This is a genomic window from Roseateles sp. P5_B10, assembly GCF_056400485.1.
Window position 1 is genome coordinate 1 of sequence record NZ_JBFULE010000597.1, and the last position, 3,342, is coordinate 3,342.

3 protein-coding genes are annotated in these 3,342 nt (G+C 67.7%); all 3 read right to left on the reverse strand.

Annotation, left to right across the window (positions count from 1 at the left end):
- Positions 1–292 precede the first annotated feature (292 nt).
- A complete protein-coding gene (locus AC1DU6_RS24490) occupies positions 293–979 on the reverse strand; it encodes a FadR/GntR family transcriptional regulator (RefSeq protein ID WP_477860247.1) in 687 nt (228 codons plus the stop codon).
- A 26-nt stretch (positions 980–1,005) separates the two neighbouring features.
- Positions 1,006–2,922: a glycoside hydrolase family 97 protein gene (locus tag AC1DU6_RS24495; protein ID WP_477860249.1), complete on the reverse strand. Its 1,917-nt coding sequence runs from the start codon at positions 2,920–2,922 to the stop codon at positions 1,006–1,008.
- A 63-nt stretch (positions 2,923–2,985) separates the two neighbouring features.
- Positions 2,986–3,342 (reverse strand): alpha-L-fucosidase C-terminal domain-containing protein (locus AC1DU6_RS24500; RefSeq protein WP_477860251.1); only part of this gene is annotated, 357 nt, incomplete at its 5' end.

The following is a 3,342-nucleotide window of genomic DNA, read 5'->3' on the forward strand; positions in this document are numbered from 1 at the left end:
GGGGCTGGGGCTGGGGCTGGCGCTGGCGCTGGCGCTGGCGCTGGCGCTGGCGCTGGCGCTGGCGCTGGGGCGGGAGCGGGTGCCGGCGTGTCACCTCCGCCGCCGCCGCAGCCTGCCACCAGCGTCGAGGCGACGATGGAAAGAACGGTGAGTTGTTTGCTGTATTTCATCGGGAAAACCGGTTTTCAGTTCACGGAGCTCGCGGCGTCGAGGGCTGGCGCTTAAGAACTCTTCGTGTAGTCGCAATGAGTCGTGGAAACGCCCTTGGCCCAGATGGAGGGCAGCCTGATTTCTAGGCGTTGCTTGTTGAGCGGTTGCGGGCGGCGAGCAGATGGCTGCAAAGTGCAGCGTCGGCGGTGATGGGATCGCGYGCTTTAAGAGCCTGAAAGATCACCTCGTGTTCAACCAGGGCCGCTCGCCAGCCGTTCATGGCGTCATCGCCAACGCGCTGCGGTGGGATCGCGCTGTGAAAGCTGTCGAACAGCGTCGCCACGACACCGATGAGGGCTTCGCAGCCGCCCATCTCGGCAATGCTCAGATGGAATTGCCGGTCTGCCGCAACGGGGCAAAGTCCGCGATTTAGATCCTCGCGCATCGCCTGTAACGCGGCGCCGACGCGCTGCAGGCTGGGCTGACTGACACGGGTCGCCGCGAGCGTGATGATGGCGCGCTCCAACACAACGCGTGCTTGGATAAGTTCGGCAGGAGACCGGTCGAGAAGCGGTTGAGCGGCRTTTGTCTTGTGTGCCCCAGAGACATATGCACCCGAACGGCCACGGATCTCGACTTGACCCTCAAATTCCAGGCTTCTCAGCGCTTCCCGTACGACTTGGCGGGAGACGCCAAACTGCTGAGCCATCTCCCGCTCGGGTGGCAGCTTCGTCCCGGTTCTGATTCGATCCACGTCGATCAAGGCGCGGATTTGCGCCGCGACCAGACGGTATTGGCGAGGGACGGCGCTTTGATGAAGGTGCGGCATGGCTAGGGTGAGTGCGTCTCCGCGGGTCACCGCAAAGGCGTCGGCTCCAGAACCACGGCAGCGCCGCCGGCCGCAGCCAGCGCCAGGCTGAGCACGTCTTTGCTCGTCACCACGCGCTGCGTGCGGCGCACTTCGCGGACCTCTTCGCCGTCCTGCCAGACCATGGCCTTCCAATTCCCAGGGGGCAGGAAGCSGAGCGACACCTTYTSSGTGCGGGCCTSGTCGCCSGTCATCGCGCCGAKGTACCAGKTCTTGCCKTGGCGGCGCGCCAGCACGATGTCCTSSCCSGGYTCGCCGGMGATGAAGYGRGTTTCGTCCCAGGCSGTMGGCACGCGCTTGATGAAKTCGAAGCCGGSCTCGCCGCGGTARYTSGWGGGGTCGTCSGASACCATCTGCAGCGGGCTGTCGTAGACGACGTACATSGCCAGCGCCTGGCCGCGCGTCGTCTGGGTCAGCGGCATGACGGCGCGAATCTCGTAGGTGGTCGGCGTCGCGTTGCGGAAGCCGCCGGGCGTGTAGTCCATCGGCCCCGTCAGCATGCGCGTGTAGGGCAGCATCAGGTTGTGCCGCGGCGTGACGCGCTTGTCCATCTTGTTCCACTCGGCGCCCAGCACGCCTTCCTGGGTGATGTAGTTGGGGTAGGTGCGCTGCAGGCCGGCGGGGACGTAGGCGCCGTGCATGTCCAGCAACATCTGGCGCTTGGCCGTTGCCTCAGCCACACGCTCGTAGAACTTGACGATGTCCTGGTCGTCGCGGTTCATGAAGTCGACCTTGATACCCTTGATGCCCCAGCGCGCGTAGGTGTCGAGCACCTCGTCCATGCGCGGCGCCAGGTGCTCCCAATGCACCCACAGCATCAGGCCCACGCCCTTGTCGGCCGCGTAGCGAACCAGGGCCGGCATGTCGATGCCGTCGGCGGCGCTGGCGATGTCGGTCGTCGGCAGCGGGTCGCAGCAGGGGCCGGCACCGAAGGACCAGCCGGCATCGATCAGGTGGTAGGGGAAGCCGGACTCGGCGGCGAAGTCGATGAAGCGCTTGTAGGCGGCCAGATCGGGCTTGACACCCTCCAGCGGGCCGGACCACCAGTCCCAGGTCGTCTTGCCGGGCTTGACCCAGCTGAAGTCGCCGGTCGGTGCCGGGTTGAGGTTGCCGACCAGGTGCGACGGGATCAGGTCGCCGGCGCGGTCGGCCATCATGACTGCGCGCCAGGCCGTCGTCAGCCCGCCCGTCGAGACGAAGGCGGGGCCCTGGCGGCCCGGAACGCCGGACAGCTGCAGGCGCAACGCCTCGCCTTCGCGGCGGAACGAGGCGCCGGTGTAGCCCTGCAGGTGGGCCTGCGTGATGGCGTAGTGGGTGCGGCCCGACGGTGTGGCGCAGACCACCGGCATGTCGAAGACCGCGTCGGACTTCAGTTGCGAGATGCGCTGGCGTTCGAACTGCGCTTCGTGGCCGCCGTCGACCGGGGTCAGCAGGCAGGACGGATCGCCGGCCGGCACGAAGGTGGTCTGCTCGCCCTTGAGCTTGACGGGGGCGCTGCCCTCAATGCGGTAGCGGAAGGCGACGCCGTCGTCATACGCACGCGCATCGACGAGCAGCCGGCGGCGCCCGCCGCCGGCTTCGCGAAAGCTCAGCGTTGCGCTGCGGTAGTGGTCGCGCGCGGTCGCGGCCTTGGTGGCGACCAAGGGGATGACGCGGTCTTCCGCCGCGTCCTGCCGTGATTCGAGCTTCAGCGTGCCGAAGGCGGGCTGGCCTTCGAGTTCGAGGCCCAGCGCCGAGCGGGTGATCACGGTCTCGCCGCGGCGGACCACGCTGTAGCTGGCGCCGTCGTCGGCGATGCGGATGGCGACCAGGCCGCCTGGCGAGGTGATGACGATGTCGGCCGATTGGGCCTGAGCTGCGGCCAGCGCGAGCAGGGCGGTGGCGATGGGAGTGGTCTTCTTCATGAGGTGTCGTCAGGTCGCGCGAGGCGAAAACGGGGGATGCAAGAGGTCAGTCGGTTGTGTTGCTCAGACCACTGCGCCGCGGATCCTGATGGCCACCGCCGGCGAGCCGGCGAGGCCCTGCGGCAGCTTCACTTCCAGCCAACGGTGGTTGCGCGTGAAGCTCAGGCTGTCGGGCGAGCCCACAGCCTGCACGTTCTCGATGGCGCCGGGGGCGAGTGCCGAGCCCTGGGCCAAGGTGGGGATGCGCAGCAGGCCGTCACGGGGCCAGCCCAGCGCGATGGCATAGAGCACGCCGCCCTTGGTCGTGAAGCGGATGTCCTCGGCCGTCAGCGGCTTGGAGCTGCCTTCGCTGAACATGCCGCCGCTGACCTTGGTAGGGCCTTCGCCGTAGATGCGCCAGGGGCGGGTGCCGTAGATGGC